Source organism: Mucilaginibacter terrae (assembly GCF_042679325.1).
GTDB lineage: Bacteria > Bacteroidota > Bacteroidia > Sphingobacteriales > Sphingobacteriaceae > Mucilaginibacter > Mucilaginibacter terrae.
Genome location: NZ_JBHTMJ010000011.1, coordinates 89,141 through 110,067 on the forward strand (window position 1 = coordinate 89,141; position 20,927 = coordinate 110,067).

Below are 20,927 nucleotides of genomic sequence, written 5' to 3' on the forward strand. Positions count from 1 at the left end.
CTCCGGCGGCTATTTTAATTGGCTCAGCGCTTCTCTTATGCGGGGAATCATATTCTGAATATCCTCTAAAGTAGATGTACCTACCGATGCGCGGAACCACGTAACATCATCGCCCGCACCAAATGCCGAAAATGGCACCAGGGCTACTTTGGCGGCTTTAATCAGGTAAAAATTAATATCGGCCGATGATTGCAACACCTCACCATCGGGCGTGGTTTTCCCAATAAAATCTGCTTTAATGGTCAGGTAGATAGCACCCATAGGTTCAATGGCGTCAACCGCAAAACCTTCGGCTTTCAATTGTTGAATGCCTTTGTATAAAGTGCTCAGGCATTCTTGTATGCGACTGCTAAAAGTGCCCAGATAAGTCTTTAAGGCCTCATCATCCTGAATATACTTAGCGGTAGCCACCTGTTCAGCTTTAGGAGCCCACGCACCCATGTGCCCTACAATAGATTTCATTTTAGAGATGATAGCCTCGGGACCAAAACCCCAGCCTACGCGTACGCCGGTTGCGGCCAGGCATTTAGAGATACCATCAATATATACTACATAATCTTTCAACTCGGGGCGCAAAGTAACCGGGTCAACATGTTTTTTGCCGAAAGTAAGCATGGCATAAATTTGATCGTACATAATGTACAACGGTTTTTCGCCCGGCTGGCGGCTGGCGTTTTCGGCAATTACCAGGTCGCATATTTCTTCCAGGTCGGCCTGCTCAAACATAGTACCCGTAGGATTTTGCGGTGAGCATAGGCACAATAGAGTAGCACCTTTTACATGGGGTGCAATATCGGCAGCTTTGGGTAAAAAGTTGTTTTCGGCATAAGTTAATACTTGTGCTTCTTCGGCGCCGGTAATATGGCAGTAGTGGTTGTTATTCCACGATGGTAACGGATAGATCACCTTATCGCCCGGATCAACCAGCGCTAAAAAAGTAGAATAGATCAACGGGCGCGATCCGCTGGAGATCAATACTTCGTTGGCCGTTACCTTTATATGATGATACTTATCTAAAAACAGGGCTACCTGCTTACGCAATTCCAGAATACCATCGGCAGGAGGATAGTTGGTTTGGTTGTCCTGGTAGGCTTCAATAATCAGGTCGCGCAGTTCTGCAGGAATAGGATAGATCTGAGGGTCGAAATCGCCAATGGTTAGGTTGGCAATTTGCTGCCCCTGACGCTTTAACTCGTTAATTTCGTTACCTATTTTAATAATCTCAGAACCCTTTAAGGTTTGAGCTAATACCGATACGCTCATAGTTGTTTGTTTGGATGGCAAAGATAGTTTTTTAGAGTTAAGAGTACAGAGTCAGGAATCAAGAGTTTTGGGGATTGGTAAAAGTTAAGGCAATAAAAAAGGCGTTAATTCAATTAACGCCTTAAAAGAGCTATATTCTTGATTCTTTACTCCTGATTCTATACTTATGCAGCAATCGGTTTTCTCAACCTGATAATGTGCATCCAATGAAGGGCTTTCATTACCGGATAAACCGGATCCACTTCAAACCAGCGGGCACCAAAATTGGGGCTGTTTGGGCGTTTGTGGTGATTGTTTTGGAACAGTTCGCCTAACATTAAAAAGTCGAATGGCGTGGTATTCTTTGATTTATCACCATTATCGAAATTAGAATAGCCGTATTTATGACCGCACCAGTTTACAATAGCACCATGTAACGGGCCCATAATAAATTGAATAGGTAACAATAACCATTGCCACCAAGCCGTAGCATACGCATAATAAAATGCCGCGTACAATAAGCCAAAACCTATACGGGTTACAGCTAACGATCCGTAATAATCAATTAAGCGCCACTCAGGGTAATTTCCTTTAAATTGGGCATCCGGCTCTTTAAGTCTTCTTTCATACACGCGAAAACTGATAACGGTTTTATACATCATCTGAAACACATCCGTAAAAAAGTGAGGTGAATGCGGATCCTTTTCGGTATCACTATAGGCATGGTGTTCACGGTGCATAATAGCGTAAGCACGAGGGTTTAAAAACGACGAACCCTGGAACAAAAAGGTTAAAAAATGGAAAATACGTTCAGTAACCTTAGGAGTGCTATACATTTTGTGTGCAGCGTACCTGTGCAGGTAAAATGTTTGAAAGAAAAGGGACAAGAACCAATGGGCAACAAAAAAAATTATTATAATCACGGCGTATTTCTATATATTATAGTGCAATACTATAACAAATATTAAAGAGTAAAATTGTTTGGGCAAAGGTAATATTTAAAAAGCAAAATGTAAAAGTTATTAACATTAAAGGCAGGCTTATAGCTAAGCCGGCCTTTAATGCGGTATGGCGGTTATAATTTGATATATGCCTACGCGGCATGTTGATTAGGGGTATTTTCGGTTTGCCCCAGTTTAAACTGCTTAGCCAGTAACTTGTACGATCTTAAACGGTCGTCAAAATCTTCGGCAATGGTAATAATAATCACTTCATCAACCGCATAAGTGTTGGCTAACTGGGTAATTTTAGCTTTCATTTGTTCGGGCGTACCGGTAACCACACGCCTACGGTTGTACTTAATACGCTCGATCTCCTGTGGCGTGTAAACGGCATCCTTTACGTCATTATACGATAGCGGGTTTATACCTCCGCCTTTTTCAAATTGCAAAAAGCGGTAGTCCATTACAGCTACATGCTGCTTTATTTTTTCCTCATCTTCCGAGCAAAAAGCAAATATGGCTACATTAGCTTCGGGTAGTGCATTGTCTGCCGAGGGTTGAAAACGACTGCGGTACAGTTCTACAGCCTGCGCACCACCCGATGGGTTTATAAAGTGCGCAAACGAAAAACCCATACCAAAATGCGCTGCAAACAAGCTGCTTTGTCCGCTACTGCTTAACAGCCACATCCCCGGTACGGTATCAATTTGTGGTATAGCCCGTATCTTGGCGGCCACAGGCCCGGTTTCGGCAGCATCATGAAAGTAATTTTGCAGGTCCATCAGTTGCTCTACAAAGTCCTGCTCCCTAAACTGGTTGCTGGGGTTAAGCACCCCCGCAGTTATCCTGTCGGTACCAGGCGCACGGCCCATGCCCAGGTCTATACGGCCCGGAAACAGGGCTTCCAGCATCCTGAAGTTTTCGGCTACTTTTAAGGTACTATGGTTGGGCATCATTACCCCGCCCGAACCTATGCGCAAGTTTTTAGTTTGTCCGGCCAGGTGTGCTATAAGCACCTCGGGGGTAGAGCCGGCCAAACTGCCGGTATTATGGTGTTCGGATACCCAAAAGCGGGTATAACCTAAAGTATCGGTATATTTTGCCAGTTCTACGGTTTCAGCAACTGCTTGGCTTGCGGTTAATCCCTTACGTACGGGCGATTGATCGAGAACGCTTAAGCGAATATGATTCATAATACTGTTTTGTACAATAATCAGGCTATGAAGTGGATTTGGTAGCTTTCGTTTTTTTTATGGCGCAGCTCTTACAATTCGTTTATTTAACAATGTTGTGTAAGTTTATGGAAAGGCTGGTTTACTAACAGGCAAAAACTATGGTATAGTATGATATTTAAAAAGAAAAAAGCTATAACCGTAGTTTAATTATTTATTTTGAGCCAACATACCATTATAGCTTAGTTAATGTTTCTTATGTAAACCTTTAGGTAACTAAAATGAATGAAGAGGTAAAGAAATTGCGGTTGCAGAATATGGTAGAAGAGATAGAAGACTATGCCATTTTACTTTTAGATAGTAGCGGGAATATTGAGAACTGGAACAAGGGCGCAGAAAAAATTAAAGGTTACAAGGCTGAAGAGATTTTAGGCAAAAACTTCAGTTTGTTTTATACACCCGAAGACCAGAAAAGCAAGAAGCCCGAAATGCTTATATACCTGGCCCGCGTTAAAGGATATGCCTTTGATGAAGGTTGGCGTATTCGTAGAGATGGAAGCCGGTTTTGGGGAAGTATTGCCATAACCGCCATACACGATGAACAGCAAAATGTAATTGGTTTTACTAAGGTAACGCGCGATTTAACTGATAAAATGCTGGCTGCTGAAGCGGTAAGCCAACATATGGACCAGCTGCAGATCAAAAACCAGGAATTGGAACAGTTTGTGTATATAGCATCGCACGACCTGCAAGAACCACTATTAACCGTAAGTAATTTTATATCGTTACTAAAAGCCGAGTACGGACACTTGTATGACGATGATGCCACCATGTATATGGGCTTTGTTGAGCAGGCTGCCGATCGTATGCGTACGCTGATTAAGGATTTGCTTGATTACTCGCGAATTGGAAAAGTTAAATTAGCCGAGCAGGTAGATGTGAACGAACTGCTATTGAATATTACAAGCGATTTAGATACGCTTATTTCACAAACCGGAGCAAAACTGATTTACAGTGGGTTACCTACCGTTAAAGCCTACCGTACAGAGTTAAGGCAATTGTTTCAGAACCTGATAACTAACGCTGTTAAATTTGCTAAAAAGGACGTTGCGCCGGTTATAAATATTACAGCAAAGCCTTATAATGATGGGTGGCAGTTTAGCGTACAAGACAATGGCATTGGTATAGCTGATAAGTATAAGGAAAAGATCTTCCTGATTTTTCAACGCCTGCATAACCGCGATGATTATCCGGGGAATGGAATAGGGCTGGCAAACTGTAAAAAGATAGCCATTATGCACAACGGCGATATTGATGTGAGATCGGTTTTTGGAGAAGGAAGCGAGTTTTATTTCAACTTAGAATTGTAAAAATTAATTGGGTATAAATAAGTAAATGAGAAAAATTAAAGATCTGGATTGCGTATTATTGATTGATGATGACAGGCCAACTAACTTTATTCACAAAAAAGTTATTGAGAAAGCGGGATTGGAAGTGGAGGTACAGGCGTTAACATCGGCCAGTGAAGCACTGGATTTTTTAACAGGCACCGGTAAATATGCCGGTGTGCCGCAACTGCACCGCCCCGGTATTATATTTTTAGATATTAATATGCCCGGAATGAATGGCTGGGAGTTTATGGATGCCTACCACCAGTTAAGCGAAAGCCAAAAAGCCCGTATCGTAGTCATTATGCTCACCACATCGCTTAACGCTGATGACCGTGAGCGGGCTCAGCAGGATAAAGATATAGCTACTTTTTACCACAAACCACTTCGTTCTGAAATGGTAATGGAATTGGTGAACCTGTATTTTCTTAATGATAACGCTGAAACACCTTTAGGGTTGAACTAACTCTAAAATATGAATATTGATAAACGCCATGTTACTCTATTATAGCATGGCGTTTTTTTTACTTATGCTACCTTCCGCATCATTTCACTATAGTGTGTTCGCTTTTATGTGGTAGTAATTCAAATAGTATATTATTGCTTAATAAATGTTTCAAACTACTTGTAAAATAAACAATTAGTCGTACATTTGCAGTCCCGAATTTCGGGGTATAGTAAACTGTTTAATATAATTTAATTTAAAGCAAGTGAATACGTTAAGTTACAAAACTGTCTCAGCCAACAAAGCAACCGTTAACAAGCAATGGGTAGTTGTTGACGCACAAGGCGAGATTTTGGGGCGCTTAACCTCTAAGATCGCAGCGATCATCAGAGGTAAACATAAGCCAGGCTTCACCCCAAACGTAGACTGCGGAGATAACGTCATCGTTATTAATGCAGACAAGGTAAAACTGACCGGAAACAAATTTGCCGACAAGCAATACGTTTCATACACCGGATACCCTGGTGGTCAGCGTTTCATTTCTCCTAAGGAGTTAATGGCTAAGTTCCCCGAGCGCGTAATTGAAAAAGCCGTTCGTGGTATGTTACCTAAAAATCGTTTGGGCCGCGCCATTTATGGTAACCTGCATGTTTATGCCGGTGCAGAGCATCCTCATGCCGCACAAAACCCTACACCATTAACTTTTTAATTTTAAAGGAGAAAAGAAAAAATGCCAACAACTAACACTTCAGGCAGAAGAAAAACAGCTGTTGCACGCGTTTACTTAAACGAAGGTGCAGGCGCCCTTACCGTTAACGGTAAAGATTACAAAACTTACTTCCCAACTTTACCATTACAGTACGTTGTAACCCAGTCTTTACTGGTTTCGGGCTCTGAAGGTAAATTTGATATTATTGCAAACGTTGCAGGTGGTGGTGTAAAAGGACAGGCTGAAGCCGTTCGTTTAGCTATTGCCAAAGCTATTGTTGAACTGGATGCTGAGAAAAAACCAGCTTTGCGCGCTAAAGGTTTAATGACACGTGATGACCGTATGGTTGAGCGTAAGAAACCGGGCCGTAAGAAAGCGCGTCGTAAATTCCAATTCAGTAAACGTTAATATTTTAAGGAGGACACAACAATGGCAAGAACAACATATCAGGATTTACTGGATGCAGGTGTACACTTTGGTCACCTTACCCGTAAATGGGATCCGAAAATGTCTCAGTACATTTTCATGGAGCGTAACGGTATCCATATTATAGATTTAAATAAAACCTTAAACAAGGTTGAAGATGCCGCTTCGGCTATAAAACAAATTGTAAAATCGGGCCGTAAGGTTTTGTTTGTTGCTACCAAGAAACAAGCAAAAGACATCGTTGCCGATTATGCAAAATCAGTAAACATGCCCTTCGTAACCGAGCGTTGGTTAGGTGGTATGTTAACTAACTTCGCTACCGTACGTAAGTCAATCAAAAAGATGTCTAACATCGATAAATTGACCAAAGACGGTACTTACACCAACCTTTCTAAAAAAGAAAGATTGATGATTCAGCGTGAGCGTATTAAACTGGAAAGCTTATTAGGCGGTATTGCTGACCTTAACCGCTTACCGGCCGCGTTATTCCTGATCGACGTTAAGAAAGAGCATATCGCTGTTTCTGAAGCTTTAAAGTTAAACATCCCAACCTTTGCAATGGTGGATACAAACTCTGATCCTTCAAACATCGATTTCCCTATCCCTGCTAACGATGATGCTACCAAATCAATTTCATTGGTTACAGGTATCATTATCCAGGCTATACAAGAAGGTTTAGACGAGCGTAAACGCGAAAAAGACGACGAAACAGAAAAAGAAGGCGCAGCTGCTAAAGCTAAAGTTGATGGTGGCGAAGCTACTGCTAACAACGAAGGTGGGCGTAAAAGAAGAGGTGCTGTAACTGCTGAGGCCGATGCCGTTGAAGCAGCTGCTACTACTGAAGCTCCTGATAACGTTGCCGATAGCTCTGGTAGCGAAGGTCAAGGCGCATAAGTAAATACATTGTGAATTGTCAGTTGTAAGTTATCAGCATAAAGCTGATATTTACACCTGGCAATTTTCTATATTAAAACAGATCATTCACTTTTGTTGTGCGCTAACCGGCAACGGTAAATTCACAACAGATAACAACTAACATAAAAATGTCTACAGTACAAATTTCTGCATCAGACGTAAACAAGCTGCGCCAGCAAACAGGTGCAGGTATGATGGACTGCAAAAAAGCTTTAACCGAAACTAACGGCGACTTTGAAGCAGCTATTGACTTTTTAAGAAAAAAAGGTGCTAAAGTAGCCGCTAGCCGTCAAGACAGAGAGTCGAACGAGGGTGTGGTAATTGCACGTACATCTGAAGATGGCAAACGCGGTGTAATTATCGAATTAAATTGCGAAACCGATTTCGTAGCTAAAAACGCTGAGTTTATCGCTTTTGCTAACGCGGTTGCTAACGAAGCTGTACAAGCTTTACCTGCAAGCGTTGAAGAATTAAACAACCTGGAACTGGATACAGAAGTTGGCCGTGTTAAAATTGGCGAAGCTGTTATTACCATGACCGGTAAAATTGGGGAAAAGATCGGTGTATCTAAATACGCTGTATTAGAAGGCGAAAAAGTAGTTGCATACATCCACGGTAATTTCCGTTTAGGTGTATTGGTTGGGTTAAGTGCTAACGTAGCTGGTGCCGATGAAGCTGGTAAAGATGTAGCTATGCAAATTGCTGCTATGAACCCTGCCGCTTTAGATAAAGGTGACGTTGATGCCACCGTTATTGAGCGTGAAATGGAAATTGCTAAAGAGCAGATCCGTGCCGAAGGTAAGCCAGAAGCAATGGTTGAAAAAATTGCTGCCGGTAAACTGAACAAGTTCTATAAAGATTCAACCCTGTTAAACCAGGAGTTTGTAAAGGATTCTTCTAAAAACGTTGCCCAGTTTTTGGACAGCGTTGAAAAAGGCCTGACGGTTACCGCGTTTAAGCGAGTTGCTTTAGGAGCATAATTATTTAATCCCCGCCTTTTTAAAGGCGGGGATTTTTTTTGCCCTTTTATTTTTATCACTCATGTTAACAGCTTTATACAATACTCAAATTGTATCCAACGGTAACATTACCGGGGGAAAAGCTGTTATTATTCAAGGCGATCAAATTTTAGCTATAGTTGATCCGGCCAATATTCCTGCCGATGTTATACACGTAGATTTGAACGGAGCTTATCTGGCTCCCGGTTTAATTGATCTGCAAATTTATGGTGCCGGTAGCTTGTACTTTGGCGGAGTACCCAGTGTGGAGGCTTTGCAGCAAATGGAGCAGGGACTACTGCAACAAGGGTGCACCGGCTTTTTTGCCACTGTAGCTACCAATAGTAATGAAGTGGTACTACAAGCTATAAACGCAGCAAGAGCCTACCGTCCAACTGCAATAGGAAACTTTTTAGGCTTACACCTCGAAGGTCCATATATAAATGCCCTGCGTAAGGGTGCTCATCCCGAAAAGTATATTAAGAAAGCTACCCTTGCCGAAGTGCAATCCTGGATTGAACTGGCCGGCGGCGAAGTGAAAATGATGACCCTGGCTCCTGAGTTACAAGACGAGGAGGTAATTAGTTACCTACATAATCAAGGTATAATTTTATCATCGGGACATAGCAACGCAACGTACACTCAAGCTAAGGCATTTTTAAATAATCCTATACAAGCAGCAACGCATTTGTACAACGCTATGCCGCCATTGCATCACCGCAAACCGGGTATTATTGCAGCTATTTTTGAAGATAAGCCTTACGCCAGTATTATAGCCGATGGCCTTCATGTAGATTACGCCATGATCCGTTTAGCCAAGCACGAACTGGGTGATAAACTATTTTTAATATCCGATGCTGTTACCGAAACTACCGAAGGTACGTATCTGCATAAACGACAAGGCGATAAGTATGTAATGCCCGATGGCACGCTATCAGGTTCGGCACTAACTATGCTTACTGCGGTAAAAAACTGTGTAAACCATGTTAACATTAGCTTGCCCGAAGCGGTTAATATGGCATCGCTTTATCCGGCACAACTGGCATCATTAAAAACGAAAGGAAAAGTAGAGGCCGGATATGACGCAGATTTAATTATTTTTGACACAGAATTTAACCCTGCGTTTACAATTTATAAAGGTAAAACTCGATACAACAATAAACACCAACTTTAAAAAACCAACCATCTGCATGAAATACAAAAGAATCTTACTTAAACTGAGCGGAGAATCATTAATGGGCGACCGCCAATATGGTATTGATAACAACCGGGTGCTGCAATATGCGCACGAAATTAAAGCAGTAAGCGAAGCTGGTATCGAAATTGCCATTGTAGTTGGTGGAGGTAATATTTTCAGAGGACTAAGCGCGGAAAAATCGGGCATGGAACGCGCCCAGGCCGATTATATGGGCATGCTGGCAACCGTTATTAACTGCATGGCTTTACAAAGTGCGCTGGAAGGTATCGGTGTAGATACCCGCTTGCAATCGGCCATAAAAATGGAGCAAATCTGTGAACCCTACATTCGTCGTCGTGCCATGACGCATTTAGAAACCGGTAAAATTGTAATTTTTGGTGCAGGTACCGGTAATCCTTATTTTACAACCGATACCGCGGCATCTTTACGTGCTATTGAAATGAAGGCCGATGTGGTTTTAAAAGGCACCCGTGTAGATGGTATTTATACAGCCGACCCGGAAAAAGATCCAACAGCCACCAAATACGATGAAGTAACTTTTCAGGAAGTGTATAACAAGGGCCTGAACGTAATGGACATGACCGCCTTTACCCTTTGCCAGGAAAACGAGTTGCCTATCATTGTATTTGATATGAACAAAAGTGGCAATTTCATGAAAATTGCCCAAGGCGAATCTATTGGTACGCTGGTAAGATAATTAAGAGAATATAGAGTCAAGAATACAGAGTCAAGATTCTTAAAGTTCCTATTTTAAGTCTTTACTCTTGATTCTGTATTCTCGACTCTCTTAAAAATTATTATTTTTGCACACAAAAAATAAAATCATACGATGAGCGAACTCATTAAAAAACAACTGAATGATGCGAAAGCCTTGATGGATAAAGCAATTGATCATGCGGATAGCGAGTTATCAAAAATACGTGCCGGTAAGGCCAGTCCTAACATGTTAGATGGTTTAGTGGTTGACTATTATGGCACACCAACCCCTTTAAGCCAGGTGGGTAGCGTTAATACGCCCGATGCACGTACGCTGGTTATACAGCCCTGGGAAAAATCTTTATTAGCACCAATTGAAAAAGCTATTAAAGAATCTACTTTGGGTTTAAACCCACAAAACGATGGTATCATGATCCGTATCAACGTACCGCCGTTAACTGAAGAGCGTCGCCGTGATTTAGTGAAAAGACTAAAAGGTGAAGCAGAAACCGGTAAAATTGCCATTCGTAACATCCGTAAAGACGCCAACGAGAAGATCAAAAAATTAAAGACCGAAGGCGTATCGGAAGATGAAATGAAAGTAGGCGAAGCTGATGTTCAAAAATTGGTTGATGCCTATATTATTAAGGTAGACCAGTTAGCAGATGCTAAGGAAAAAGATATTATGACGGTTTAGTAAGAGTTTGAATTATGAACATCGAATGCTGAATCTTGAATTTCGAATGATTTTTTCTTCAATCATTATTCATCATTTTTAATTCATTATTCGATATTCAAAGAGGTTTCTTAAACCAACGTCAAATTAAAGGGAATGAGCATTTTGCATCATTCCCTTTTTTATTTTTGCAGCCTTATTATGAAGTTACTCTTATCTTATTTAACAAAATTTCGTTCAGTGGTGCTGATAGCCTTAGGTTTAGCGGCTGTTAACATCGGTTTTTCCCTGCTCGATCCTTATATAACCGGTCGTATTGTGGACCGTTTTATAGAAAAGCGTACCCAACTTACCCACCACGATTTTGTGGTTGGCGTACTTACCTGGGTAGGGCTTAGTGTAGGCGCGGCTATGGTATCGCGTATAGCCAAAAACTTTCAGGATTATTTTACCAATATTATTACCCAAAAGGTAGGCGCCAATATGTATGCCGATGGTTTAAAGCACTCGCTCGAACTGCCTTATCAGGTATTTGAAGACCAGCGCAGCGGCGAAACCCTGGGCATTCTGCAAAAGGTACGTATCGATTGCGAAAAGTTTATCACCTCGTTCATTAGCGTATTGTTTGTGAGTTTGGTGGGTATGGTGTTCGTTATTGTGTATTCGGTAAATGTGAGCTATAAGGTGACCTTAGTTTACTTTGCAGCCATACCCGTAATTGCCTTTGTGAGTACCGCGTTGAGCAAACGCATAAAAACTATTCAACGTAAAATTGTGGGCGAAACCACGGCCTTAGCCGGTTCTACAACTGAATCGTTAAGGAATATTGAACTGGTAAAAAGCTTGGGACTGGTTAGCCAGGAGATTGATCGCCTCAATAAAACCACTTATAAGATCTTAGACCTGGAGCTGAAAAAGGTAAAATTTGTACGGAGTATGAGCTTTGTACAGGGTACTACCGTAAACCTGGTGCGTAGTACCATGGTGGTTGTACTATTGCTGCTCATTTTTGAAGGCACCATATCACCGGGACAATACTTCAGCTTTTTGTTCTACTCCTTCTTCTTGTTTAACCCGTTGCAGGAATTGGGTAATGTGATCCTCTCTTGGCGAGAGGCGCAGGTTTCGCTCGCTAATTTTGAGGCCATTATTAATATTCCGGTTGATGTTAAGCCTGAGAAGCCTGTGTTATTGGAAAAAGTAAAAGATCTAACCTTTTTCAACGTAAGCTTTAAACACTTAACCGCTAACCGCAACGCGCTAAACCATATCAGCTTTGATGTTAAAACTGGAAATACTATTGCTTTTGTTGGCCCGTCGGGTTCGGGTAAAACTACGCTGGTAAAACTACTGGTTGGTTTATACCAGCCTATGGAAGGTGATGTATTGTATAACGGTGTATTGAGTAAGGAACTCGATTTAGACCGCCTGCGCGAGCGCATTGGTTTTGTAACACAGGATACCCAATTGTTTTCGGGCAGTATTAGGGAAAACCTGCAGTTTGTTCGTCCGGGTGCTACCGACGAGGAGTGTATGCACGTATTGCACTGGGCTGCCTGCCAAAGCCTGCTGGCCCGTGCCGATAAAGGATTGGACACTGTTATAGGCGAGGGCGGCGTAAAAGTTTCAGGTGGAGAAAAGCAACGTCTTTCTATAGCACGGGCTTTGCTGCGGAAGCCGGATATTTTGGTTTTTGATGAGGCTACATCGGCACTTGATTCGCTTACCGAAGAAGAAATCACCGAAACCATTAAAGATGTGTCTGAACATCAGGACCATATTACCATATTGATCGCTCACCGTTTGAGCACCATAATGCATGCCGATAAAATTTATGTGCTCGAAAAAGGTAACATCATTGAAGAAGGCAAGCACCTGGAACTGATCACACAAAAAGGTTTATACTATGCCATGTGGCGTCAGCAAATTGGTGAAAAGTACACTACAGAAACTGTTTAGCCGGGCTGGCATTTATTAACTACAATTGTTTGAAATTCTTTACAACTTTAATGAATAGAATTTATTGTAGCAGAAATGGTTTATTATATATGGAAATCAAACAGATTATTTAATATCCTAAATTTACATAATTTTAATTTACAATGTGGTTAATTAAAATTTACGCAAAAATTAATTAATAGGCAAGTATTATCTGCATTTAGGCGTTGTTATTGTTGTGTAATTATCAATAAGGCAGTCTTTATAATGAAAATACTCTTCAAATATCTGATACGACACAAGAAGGCAGTGTGGTTGGCCTTACTGATGACGGCTCTCAACCAATGCTTTGCATTAATGGAACCGCTTATTACAGGTAAATTGTTTGATGATTACATCAGTAAAAAAGAACAGTTTACCCGTCATGATTTTATAAGCGGTGTACTTTGGTTAATTACAATAGCTGCCATAGCCGCGCTTTTCTCCCGTATTGCCAATAATTTTCAGGATTACTATACCGTTACCATTGCCCAAAAAACCGGTGCCGAAGTTTACGCCGACGGCATGAAGCATGCGCTGGCTATGCCCTTCTACGAACATCAAAACCAGCGCAGCGGCGAGAAGTTAGGCATGCTGCAACGGATCCGCAGCGATATTGAGAATTTAGTTAAAGCCACCATCAACGTTACGTTTATGACGTTTTTTGGGATCATTTTTGTGGCCGTTTACTCTTTTACTATAAGCTACAAGGTTACCTTGGTGTTTTTTGTGGCCGTACCTATTATTACCTGGCTCAGCTGGACGTTATCTAAAAAAATAAAAGTGATACACCGGGCTATAGTGCTTAAAACATCGGTGCTGGCAGGGCGTACTACTGAATCGCTTCGGAACATTGAACTGGTTAAAAGCCACGGATTGGCTAACGAAGAAATTGACCGTCTGAACAAAACCACCTACAAAATTCTCACGCTCGAAATTGCCAAAACGAAACTGTTACGCGTATTAAGCTTTGTGCAGGGAACTACTGTTAACGTAGTGCGCAGTGCTATGGTGGTGGTGTTACTGGTGCTAATTTTTGATAAAGAAATAACCGGCGGACAATATTTCAGCTTCTTGCTGTATGCTTATTTCTTATTCGGCCCGCTTCAGGAGTTTGGGCACATGTCGCTAACCTGGCGCGAAGCACAGATCTCGCTGAACAATTTCAATATGATCATGAGCAGGCCATTGGAAACTGTTCCTGAAAACCCTGCCGATTCTACCCATATTGAAAGTATTGCGTTTGAGGATATCAAGTTCAGGTATCATACCATAAAACGATATGCAGTCAATGGTATTTCGTTTCATGCTAATAAAGGCGAAACGGTAGCCTTTGTAGGTCCATCGGGTTCGGGCAAGTCAACCCTTATTAAATTGATGATCGGCCTATATCAGCCTGCAAGCGGTCGTATTTTATACAATGGTATTGAAAGCGACAAGTACCACCTGGATATGATTCGTCGCCGTATAGGCTTTGTAACGCAGGATACGCAGTTGTTTTCGGGTACCATTAAAGATAACCTCACCTTTGTGAAGCCAGATGCTACCGACGAAGATTGTTTATCGGCATTAAACAAAGCCGCCTGTCAGGGCATGCTTTCCCGTGCCGAAAATGGTATTCATACGTTGATAGGGGAGAGCGGTGTGAAAATTTCGGGAGGTGAAAAGCAACGCCTTTCTATTGCCCGTGCCCTGCTGCGTCACCCGGATATATTACTGTTTGACGAAGCGACCTCCGCGCTCGATTCTATCACCGAAGAAGAGATCAGCAAAACGGTACAGCATATCTCTAACCTTAAAAACCGGATCACCTTAATTATTGCCCACCGCTTGAGTACCATTATGCATGCCGACCGTATTTACGTGCTGGAGAATGGAGAGGTGGTTGAAGTAGGAAACCACGATGCACTGGTAGATCAGAAAGGCTTATACTATGCCATGTGGCGTCAGCAATCGGGCGAACGCCGTTTACAGGAAGAGCTGGATGCTTATACTGAAAACGAAGTGTAAATAGTTATCCCGACTGCTTCTCCGTTGGTGTACCAATATCCGATAGCTTAGCCGGTATCAAATTCTTGGTTTTAAAGAAAGTTACGGTAACTACTACCAAGGTCATACAAGCACCAAAAATTACAGCCGGAACTGTTCCTAATAACTCTGCTGCCGAACCCGATTCAAAGGCACCTATTTCGTTCGACGAACCGATGAACATAGAGTTTACGGCTGATACCCTTCCACGCATGTGATCCGGGGTTAATAATTGCATGATAGTACTACGTATAATTACGCTAATGCTATCAAATGCACCTTCAGTAAAAAGGAAGATAAGGGAAAGATAAAAGCTTTTAGAAAGACCAAAGCATAAGATAGACACCCCGAAACCGGTAACGGCTATCAACAGGTTTCGCCATGGCCGGTTCATCGGTGAAAAACGCGTCATGGCCAGCATGGTTAGCACCGCACCTAACGAAGAAGTAGCGCGCATCAATCCCAACCCTTCCGAGCCTACCTTCAATATATCATGTGCAAATACCGGGAGTAGGGCAATAGCTCCGCCAAAAAACACCGAGAACAGATCCAAACTCATGGCACCCAGCATCATTTTGTTATGGAACACGAACTTTATACCGGCCGAGAGGCTTTCATAAATACTTTCTTTAGGAATATATACCGGCGGATATGATTTCAGCAGGTAAACCAATACCATGCTAATAATGAGTAAAATATTGATAATTACAAAGGTTGGTGTAATGCCCCAGTGGCCAAATATTAATCCGCCTGCCGCCGGGCCCAAAATAGTAGCAACTTGCCATGCCGAACTGCTCCAGGTACTCCCATTGGGGTACAGCTCTTTTGGGATACTATGCGCATAAATGGCAAAGGTAGCCGGCCCGTAAAAGGCACGGGCAACCCCGTTAAAAAATATCATGACATAAATAATGGGGATGATCCAGCCGGTATGTACATAGTGGCTCATGCTTTGAAGCGTGACCACAAATATGGTTAAGGATGCAAACGTTACTACCGAAAATATGAGGAACAGGAGTTTTCGCTTTTCGTACTTATCGGCAATGTAACCACCGTAGAGGGCAATACTAATGGCTGGTATGGCTTCGCACAGGCCAATGTAACCTAAGGCCAGTTTGCTGTGCGTAATTTGATAAATGTAAAAGCCAATTACAACGGCCTGCATTTGGTAAGCGAAAGTAAAAAAGAAACGCATACCTAAGTATGCGCGAAAATCTTTATAGCGTAGTGCGGCAAATGAGTCTTTCTTTACGGTTGTGTCCTGTACCTGTCGTTCTTCCACAGAAGTGATATATATTGATGTGCTGCAAATTTAACGCATTTAAACCCGACTGAGTTTCGTTGAAATATATTTTATTGAAATAGTACAGTGCAGTAACACTACAGATCGTTTTGCGGAAATACCCGTATCGTTTTCATATACCTACCTTGGTAATATGGATTAAGAGGCGTTTCGGTAACACCATAGGCCTTGCCCGATGTAGAGTGGATGAACTGGTGACCTTCGGCTGCCGAGGTAAGCAGGATGCCCATGTGGCCCACTACTTTTTTAGTGCTATCGGTACCCGTAAACAAAACAAAATCACCTGGCTTGGCTTCTTTTAATGGTATCTCGTGTTCAACGTTGGTAAAATCAACGGAGCTTCGTGGCACTGCAATTTTAAAGTGATTGAAGGTATAGGTAATAAAGCCTGAACAGTCAAAACCTTGCTGCGGATCGGTAGAGCCGTATTTATAAGGGATGCCGGTAAGCGTGCGTGCGTAGGCCACTAATTGTGACGGTGTGATCTTACCCGTATTGATACGTGTTATAGATTGGCCGTTGTCGTCCGTGCTTTTTAAAACCTTTTGCGCAGGCGTATCTATCGAAGATGGGGTAGAAGCATCCTGCCGGTACGAGCTTTCGGCCTGGGTGCAAGAAAATAAGATTGCGGAAAATATAAAAAAGGTACGGCTAAGTTTCATTATCAACATACGTATAAAGGTTTTCATTGTTTGATGCTGCAACTTAGCCATATTGAACTAAAAGCTTAACCCGTGCTGATCAATCAAGTAAATAAGTGAGGCACAGGCAGCGGCACCCAATTCCAGCTCACGTTTGTTTACATTCTCAAATACATCGTTAGGAGTGTGGTGAATATCAAAATACCGTTGCGAATCGGGTCGGAAACCTATCAGTTGGATGTTTGGATGGGTTTGGCGCAGCGGACCAATATCGGTACCACCACCGCCGGCTACGAGGCGGTCAGTTTCGTAAGGCTCTAACAGGGCTTTCCATTGCTGGTTAATACCCTTCAAAAAAGCGGGGGTTGCACGTTCAAAACTAAAGCCACGCGGAGTAAATCCACCTTCATCGGTTTCTAAAGCGGCAATGTGCTCTTCTTTATCTTTCAAAGCTTGTTCGGCATATTTAATACCACCTTTATGTCCGTTCTCTTCGTTCATAAAAAATACCGCACGAATGTTGTTTTTTGGACGATAACCCACTGCTTTAAAAATACGTAGTACCTCGGCCGATTGCATTACCCCTGTACCGTCATCATGCGCACCCTCGGCCAAGTCCCAAGAATCGAGGTGACCGCCAACGGTAATGTATTTGTTATTGTTCTCTGTGCCTTTCAACTCGCCTATTACGTTGTAGGATAATACATCGGGCAGCGTTTGACAACTGGTTTTTAAAAAGAATTTTACCGGGATAGCGCTCCGTTGCTTTAAAAGCATGCTCAGCTTATTGGCAGCCATGGTAGAAATGGCCGCTGCCGGTATTTTAGGGTTGTCGCCATAGTTGGTGCCACCAGTGTGCGGATAGTTATCTAACGAGGCCGTCAGTGAGCGTACAATAACCGCTACTGCCCCGTATTTAGCCGCCGCACCCGGACCAACATTACGCTGATCTCCTGCTGTGCCATAAGCACCACCGGTTTCTATAAAGCGTTCATCAAACGGGCGGTTGAAAAATACTATCTTGCCTTTAATTCTTGCTTCGCCTAAAGTTTCCAGTTCTTTTAAGCTTTGCAGTTCAATAACCTGGGCCGTAATACCTGCTTTGGGGCTTGCCACCGAACCTCCTAAAGCAGCCATTGCAACAGGGGTACGGGTATCGCCCATTACAATAATACCTTGTTCTTTTTCGCCGCGTACCCAGTGTGGCACCATTACTTCCTGCAAATAAACTTTATCGAAGCCGTAACCTTCCATCAGCTTTTTACTCCATGCTACCGATTTTTGTGCACCTGCCGAGCCGCTCAACCTGGAACCTATCTTTTTACATAAGTAACGCAGGTTTTCATAACACTCACCTTTTACCAGCGCTTCATCAAATATTTTGCGCAGCATTAACGAATCGGTTTGTGCGTGGGTTTGCAACGATAGACCTACACCGGCCAGTAAACACAGGGCAGTAGCTTTTAATTTCATGAAGAAGTTTTTAGACGTTTGATGCCTGTAAGATAGGGATTACGAAATTTTATCCCAACTTAAACCACCGTTTTTTAATTGTAAAACGTAATTAAGCATCTGATTTTCTGGCAAAGCCAGTTGTGGGTCTTTTGCAAAGATATCTTCTACCGCTTTGCGCGCCTGTATGAGCAGTTCCTGGTCGGTAGCTAGGTTGGCCAATTTGAGGTCGAGCACACCGCTTTGCTGGGTGCCTTCAATATTACCGGGCCCGCGCAGTTGCAAATCTATCTCCGATATTTCGAAGCCGTTATTAGTACGTACCATGGTATCTAAGCGTACGCGGCCTTCACGGCTCAGCTTGCCTCCGCTCATTAATAAACAGTATGATTGCTCGGCACCACGGCCAACACGCCCGCGTAATTGGTGCAATTGCGACAGGCCGAAGCGTTCGGCATTTTCAATGATCATTACTGAGGCATTGGGTACATTCACTCCAACTTCAATTACCGTAGTGGCAACCATAATTTGCGTTTCGCCTTTTACAAAGCGTTGCATCTCTAACTCTTTATCGGCAGCAGACAACTTGCCATGCACCATACTCACGCGGTACTGCGGCAATGGAAACTCACGGGAAATCACCTCAAAACCATCCGTCAGGTTTTTCAGATCAAGCTTTTCACTTTCCTGTATCAGCGGATATACAATATAAATCTGACGGCCTAATGCAATTTCTCGCTTTATAAAGCCAAACATTTGTAAACGCTGCGTTTCATAATAATGGAGTGTTTCAATGGGTTTACGCCCAGCGGGTAACTCGTCAATTACCGATACGTCCAAATCTCCATACAGCGTCATGGCCAGGGTGCGGGGAATGGGGGTGGCCGTCATCACCAGCACATGCGGCGGGATAACATTTTTACGCCATAATTTTGCGCGCTGTTCTACCCCAAAGCGGTGTTGCTCATCAATCACTACAAAACCCAGGTTTTGAAATTGTACGGCATCCTCTATCAGCGCATGTGTACCAATTAATATTTTAAGTTTACCGTTCTCCAGGTTCTCGTGAATTACCTTACGGTTCTTTTTCTTAACCGAACCGGTGAGCAACGCTACCTCTACAAAATCTTCGCCTAATAGGTTTTGTATGGAGATAAAGTGCTGGGTGGCCAAAATTTCGGTTGGGGCCATTATGCAGGTTTGAAAGCCATTATCAATAGCCAGCAACATGCTCATAAGCGCTACTACCGTTTTACCGCTACCTACATCACCCTGCAAAAGACGGTTCATTTGTATGCCACGTTGGGTGTCCAGCCGGATTTCTTTTAACACACGCTTTTGCGCGTTAGTAAGCGGGAAGGGTATCTTTTCGTTATAAAAAGTATTAAAGCATTCGCCAACAGTGCTAAATATATTACCCTTGAACTTTTGTGTACGCAAAAGCTTGGACTTCAATAATCTGAGCTGGATTAAAAAAAGTTCCTCAAATTTTAGCCGATGCTGAGCTTCGTATAGTAAAGCTGCATTTTCGGGAAAATGAATATTGCGATAGGCATCGGCCCGGTTAATGAGATTGAATTTTTGGAGTATGTATTTCGGGAGGTTTTCGTGTATGTCTTTAGCACACATTTCCAGTAATATAGCCACTAACTTTTGTAGCCCTTTGCTATCAAGCGAGAAGGTCTTCAGTTTTTCGGTAGAATGATAGCCCGGTTGTAAGCTTACATTGCCCTTACGCTTTAAAGCCTCGGGTGAGTAGGGCTCAATTTCGGGGTGGGCCATCTGGGCTTTGCCATTAAACATGCCCGGTTTGCCAAAAATAATATAGGCCTTACCAACTACTAGATTTTTCTCAGCCCACTTAATGCCTTGAAACCAGGCCAGTTCCATAATACCAGTATCATCTATGGCATGTGCAATAAGACGTTTGGTGTGCTTTTCACCCAATATTTCTTTATGCGTTAACCGCGCTATAACCTGTACATGGGGCAGTTCAGGGTTAATGTCTCTAATCTTATAAAATTGAGTGCGGTCAATATACTTGAACGGATAATGGCGGAGCAGGTCTTCATATTTAAATATCGCCAGCTCTTTCTTTAAAACTTCGGCACGGGCGGTGCCTACCCCTTTTAAATACTCAATGGGCGTTTGAAAAGCCTGCGTGTTCAAGTGAAGGAGCTAAACAATTAAGCTTTATAAGCCGTAACCGAAATTTCAACGTTCACGTTTTTAGGCAGGGCCGCAACCTGTATAGTTTCGCGGGCAGGAAAATTGCCAGTAAAGTAGGAGCCATAAATTTCATTCACCTGTGCAAAATGGCCCATATCTTTTAAAAAAATACTCGTTTTTACAATATGACTAAAATCAAGCTGGGCTGCTTCTAAAATAGCTTTAATGTTATTCATCACCTTATTGGTTTCAGTTGCCAGGTTGGTCATAACCAGTTCGCCGGTTTGTGCATCTAATGCTATCTGTCCCGATACAAATAATAGGTTACCTGCAAAAACGGCCTGGTTATAAGGGCCTATAGGTGCGGGAGCATTAAGGGTATTGATAATGTTACTCATCACTTTTTTATTATAAACCAATCAATTAATTTCCAGGCAATGCCAAGCACAAACATAATAATGGCAATGGCATTTATAATATGCATAACCTTAAGGTTGAAACTCTTAGGACGATTATCGTCTTTTTTGCGAAAGAAGTACATAAACAAAAGT

20 protein-coding genes are annotated in these 20,927 nt (G+C 42.5%); 11 read left to right on the top strand and 9 right to left on the bottom strand.

The genetic code is table 11. The annotated features are described in order from the left end of the window. Window positions 1-9: 9 nt before the first annotated feature. The 3 genes from ACFQ3S_RS09965 to ACFQ3S_RS09975 all read right to left on the bottom strand — a co-directional run bounded on the left by ACFQ3S_RS09965 (window position 10) and on the right by ACFQ3S_RS09975 (window position 3,376). Window positions 10-1,263, bottom strand: a complete 1,254-nt coding sequence (locus tag ACFQ3S_RS09965) for a pyridoxal phosphate-dependent aminotransferase (RefSeq protein WP_377163881.1) — start codon at window positions 1,261-1,263, stop codon at window positions 10-12. 164 nt (window positions 1,264-1,427) lie between these two features. Continuing rightward, a complete protein-coding gene (locus tag ACFQ3S_RS09970) occupies window positions 1,428-2,165 on the bottom strand; it encodes an acyl-CoA desaturase (RefSeq protein ID WP_377163883.1) in 738 nt (245 codons plus the stop codon). A 170-nt stretch (window positions 2,166-2,335) separates the two neighbouring features. After that, complete coding sequence (locus ACFQ3S_RS09975) at window positions 2,336-3,376, bottom strand: LLM class flavin-dependent oxidoreductase (protein WP_377163885.1); 1,041 nt, start codon at window positions 3,374-3,376, stop codon at window positions 2,336-2,338. A 260-nt stretch (window positions 3,377-3,636) separates the two neighbouring features. Between ACFQ3S_RS09975 and ACFQ3S_RS09980 the strand changes: the two genes are divergently transcribed. The 11 genes from ACFQ3S_RS09980 to ACFQ3S_RS10030 all read left to right on the top strand — a co-directional run bounded on the left by ACFQ3S_RS09980 (window position 3,637) and on the right by ACFQ3S_RS10030 (window position 14,793). Beyond that, on the top strand, window positions 3,637-4,725 hold the full coding sequence (locus tag ACFQ3S_RS09980; RefSeq protein ID WP_377163887.1) for a sensor histidine kinase: 1,089 nt from the start codon (window positions 3,637-3,639) through the stop codon (window positions 4,723-4,725). A 25-nt stretch (window positions 4,726-4,750) separates the two neighbouring features. Then, window positions 4,751-5,209: a response regulator gene (locus ACFQ3S_RS09985; protein WP_377163889.1), complete on the top strand. Its 459-nt coding sequence runs from the start codon at window positions 4,751-4,753 to the stop codon at window positions 5,207-5,209. A 244-nt stretch (window positions 5,210-5,453) separates the two neighbouring features. Continuing rightward, on the top strand, window positions 5,454-5,897 hold the full coding sequence (rplM, locus tag ACFQ3S_RS09990) for a 50S ribosomal protein L13 (protein ID WP_377163891.1): 444 nt from the start codon (window positions 5,454-5,456) through the stop codon (window positions 5,895-5,897). Window positions 5,898-5,918: 21 nt separating this feature from the next. Then, window positions 5,919-6,305, top strand: a complete 387-nt coding sequence (gene rpsI, locus ACFQ3S_RS09995; RefSeq protein ID WP_377163893.1) for a 30S ribosomal protein S9 — start codon at window positions 5,919-5,921, stop codon at window positions 6,303-6,305. A gap of 21 nt (window positions 6,306-6,326) precedes the next feature. Continuing rightward, window positions 6,327-7,217 carry a 30S ribosomal protein S2 gene (gene rpsB, locus ACFQ3S_RS10000; RefSeq protein ID WP_377163895.1) on the top strand — a complete coding sequence of 297 codons (891 nt, stop codon included), beginning with the start codon at window positions 6,327-6,329 and terminating at the stop codon, window positions 7,215-7,217. Between the two features lie 149 nt (window positions 7,218-7,366). Further along, window positions 7,367-8,218, top strand: a complete 852-nt coding sequence (gene tsf / locus ACFQ3S_RS10005; protein WP_377163897.1) for a translation elongation factor Ts — start codon at window positions 7,367-7,369, stop codon at window positions 8,216-8,218. 61 nt (window positions 8,219-8,279) lie between these two features. Next, entirely contained in the window at window positions 8,280-9,410 is a 1,131-nt protein-coding gene (gene nagA / locus ACFQ3S_RS10010; protein WP_377163899.1) for an N-acetylglucosamine-6-phosphate deacetylase, read from the top strand. A 16-nt stretch (window positions 9,411-9,426) separates the two neighbouring features. Continuing rightward, window positions 9,427-10,131, top strand: a complete 705-nt coding sequence (gene pyrH / locus ACFQ3S_RS10015; RefSeq protein WP_377163901.1) for a UMP kinase — start codon at window positions 9,427-9,429, stop codon at window positions 10,129-10,131. A gap of 132 nt (window positions 10,132-10,263) precedes the next feature. After that, complete coding sequence (gene frr, locus ACFQ3S_RS10020; protein WP_377163903.1) at window positions 10,264-10,827, top strand: ribosome recycling factor; 564 nt, start codon at window positions 10,264-10,266, stop codon at window positions 10,825-10,827. 180 nt (window positions 10,828-11,007) lie between these two features. Then, window positions 11,008-12,765 (top strand): ABC transporter ATP-binding protein, encoded by a 1,758-nt coding sequence (locus ACFQ3S_RS10025; RefSeq protein WP_377163905.1) that lies wholly within the window; start codon window positions 11,008-11,010, stop codon window positions 12,763-12,765. 246 nt (window positions 12,766-13,011) lie between these two features. Continuing rightward, window positions 13,012-14,793 carry an ABC transporter ATP-binding protein gene (locus tag ACFQ3S_RS10030; protein ID WP_377163907.1) on the top strand — a complete coding sequence of 594 codons (1,782 nt, stop codon included), beginning with the start codon at window positions 13,012-13,014 and terminating at the stop codon, window positions 14,791-14,793. Window positions 14,794-14,797: 4 nt separating this feature from the next. Here ACFQ3S_RS10030 and ACFQ3S_RS10035 read toward each other — a convergent pair whose 3' ends face one another. The 6 genes from ACFQ3S_RS10035 to ACFQ3S_RS10060 form a co-directional block, all read right to left on the bottom strand. Then, entirely contained in the window at window positions 14,798-16,093 is a 1,296-nt protein-coding gene (locus ACFQ3S_RS10035) for an MFS transporter (protein ID WP_377163909.1), read from the bottom strand. Between the two features lie 98 nt (window positions 16,094-16,191). Next, window positions 16,192-16,803, bottom strand: a complete 612-nt coding sequence (locus ACFQ3S_RS10040) for a C40 family peptidase (RefSeq protein WP_377163911.1) — start codon at window positions 16,801-16,803, stop codon at window positions 16,192-16,194. A 30-nt stretch (window positions 16,804-16,833) separates the two neighbouring features. Continuing rightward, the gene (locus ACFQ3S_RS10045; protein ID WP_377163913.1) at window positions 16,834-18,228 is read right to left on the bottom strand and encodes a M20/M25/M40 family metallo-hydrolase; all 1,395 of its coding nucleotides are present in this window, start codon (window positions 18,226-18,228) and stop codon (window positions 16,834-16,836) included. A gap of 39 nt (window positions 18,229-18,267) precedes the next feature. Continuing rightward, window positions 18,268-20,376, bottom strand: coding sequence for an ATP-dependent DNA helicase RecG (gene recG, locus ACFQ3S_RS10050; RefSeq protein ID WP_377163915.1), 2,109 nt, complete (start codon window positions 20,374-20,376; stop codon window positions 18,268-18,270). Between the two features lie 17 nt (window positions 20,377-20,393). Beyond that, window positions 20,394-20,774, bottom strand: a complete 381-nt coding sequence (locus tag ACFQ3S_RS10055; protein WP_377163917.1) for a RidA family protein — start codon at window positions 20,772-20,774, stop codon at window positions 20,394-20,396. Next, window positions 20,774-20,917, bottom strand: a complete 144-nt coding sequence (locus tag ACFQ3S_RS10060) for a DUF6728 family protein (RefSeq protein WP_377163919.1) — start codon at window positions 20,915-20,917, stop codon at window positions 20,774-20,776. Before ACFQ3S_RS10060 ends, ACFQ3S_RS10055 begins: the two co-directional genes overlap by 1 nt. Between the last annotated feature and the right edge of the window lie 10 nt (window positions 20,918-20,927).

What these genes read in the sequence shown, in the direction of transcription:
- ACFQ3S_RS10060 (WP_377163919.1), bottom strand. Translation starts at nt 20,917, where the DNA reads ATGTACTTCTTTCGCAAAAAAGACGATAATCGTCCTAAGAGTTTCAAC.
- ACFQ3S_RS09965 (WP_377163881.1), bottom strand. Translation starts at nt 1,263, where the DNA reads ATGAGCGTATCGGTATTAGCTCAAACCTTAAAGGGTTCTGAGATTATT.
- rpsB (WP_377163895.1), top strand. Translation starts at nt 6,327, where the DNA reads ATGGCAAGAACAACATATCAGGATTTACTGGATGCAGGTGTACACTTT.
- pyrH (WP_377163901.1), top strand. Translation starts at nt 9,427, where the DNA reads ATGAAATACAAAAGAATCTTACTTAAACTGAGCGGAGAATCATTAATG.
- rpsI (WP_377163893.1), top strand. Translation starts at nt 5,919, where the DNA reads ATGCCAACAACTAACACTTCAGGCAGAAGAAAAACAGCTGTTGCACGC.
- ACFQ3S_RS10055 (WP_377163917.1), bottom strand. Translation starts at nt 20,774, where the DNA reads ATGAGTAACATTATCAATACCCTTAATGCTCCCGCACCTATAGGCCCT.
- nagA (WP_377163899.1), top strand. Translation starts at nt 8,280, where the DNA reads ATGTTAACAGCTTTATACAATACTCAAATTGTATCCAACGGTAACATT.
- ACFQ3S_RS09975 (WP_377163885.1), bottom strand. Translation starts at nt 3,376, where the DNA reads ATGAATCATATTCGCTTAAGCGTTCTCGATCAATCGCCCGTACGTAAG.
- ACFQ3S_RS10025 (WP_377163905.1), top strand. Translation starts at nt 11,008, where the DNA reads ATGAAGTTACTCTTATCTTATTTAACAAAATTTCGTTCAGTGGTGCTG.
- ACFQ3S_RS10045 (WP_377163913.1), bottom strand. Translation starts at nt 18,228, where the DNA reads ATGAAATTAAAAGCTACTGCCCTGTGTTTACTGGCCGGTGTAGGTCTA.
- ACFQ3S_RS09985 (WP_377163889.1), top strand. Translation starts at nt 4,751, where the DNA reads ATGAGAAAAATTAAAGATCTGGATTGCGTATTATTGATTGATGATGAC.
- ACFQ3S_RS09980 (WP_377163887.1), top strand. Translation starts at nt 3,637, where the DNA reads ATGAATGAAGAGGTAAAGAAATTGCGGTTGCAGAATATGGTAGAAGAG.
- frr (WP_377163903.1), top strand. Translation starts at nt 10,264, where the DNA reads ATGAGCGAACTCATTAAAAAACAACTGAATGATGCGAAAGCCTTGATG.
- ACFQ3S_RS10030 (WP_377163907.1), top strand. Translation starts at nt 13,012, where the DNA reads ATGAAAATACTCTTCAAATATCTGATACGACACAAGAAGGCAGTGTGG.
- ACFQ3S_RS10040 (WP_377163911.1), bottom strand. Translation starts at nt 16,803, where the DNA reads ATGAAAACCTTTATACGTATGTTGATAATGAAACTTAGCCGTACCTTT.
- tsf (WP_377163897.1), top strand. Translation starts at nt 7,367, where the DNA reads ATGTCTACAGTACAAATTTCTGCATCAGACGTAAACAAGCTGCGCCAG.